Annotated in this window: 1 pseudogene; it reads left to right on the top strand. The window is 71.2% G+C overall.

The annotated features are described in order from the left end of the window. Nucleotides 1-444 (top strand): annotated as a pseudogene (locus M1M07_RS32455) (hypothetical protein); the annotation flags it as partial.

Raw genomic sequence — 444 nt, 5'->3', positions numbered from 1 at the left:
TCCCATGCGTCCCGCCATTCCGGTGGCGTCCGCTCGCCGGCGCAGGACGGGGCTGCCGCCGCAGCGCAGTCCGCGCAGGAGCGCGAGCGGTCGACGGCCGGCGCGGGCCAACAGCCGGGCGGGTTGGCCCGGCGCCGCAAGCGCGCCCGGGACGCCGCGGCGGCTCCGCAGCCCGGCCTCCCGCAGGCGCCCTCGGCCGATGGCCGCCTCGTCGTGGTGTCCAACCGGATGGTGGATCCGTCGAAGGCCGCCGCAGGCGGAGTCGCGGTCGCGCTCGCCGACACCATGCACGGCAACGAAGGCCTCTGGATGGGCTGGAGCGGAGAAATCGGCGGAAGGCCGGGTACCCCGAAAATCAGAACCCAGCCCTTCGGAAAATCCACCCTGGTGGGCATGGATCTCAGCCGGGCGCAATTCAATCATTATTATTCCGGCTTCTACAAT

Origin of the sequence: Rhodococcus sp. HM1 (assembly GCF_023218075.1) — a bacterium.
GTDB lineage: Bacteria > Actinomycetota > Actinomycetes > Mycobacteriales > Mycobacteriaceae > Rhodococcus.
Note: the sequence above shows the minus strand (reverse complement) of the source record. Positions and strands in the feature narration are given on the sequence as shown.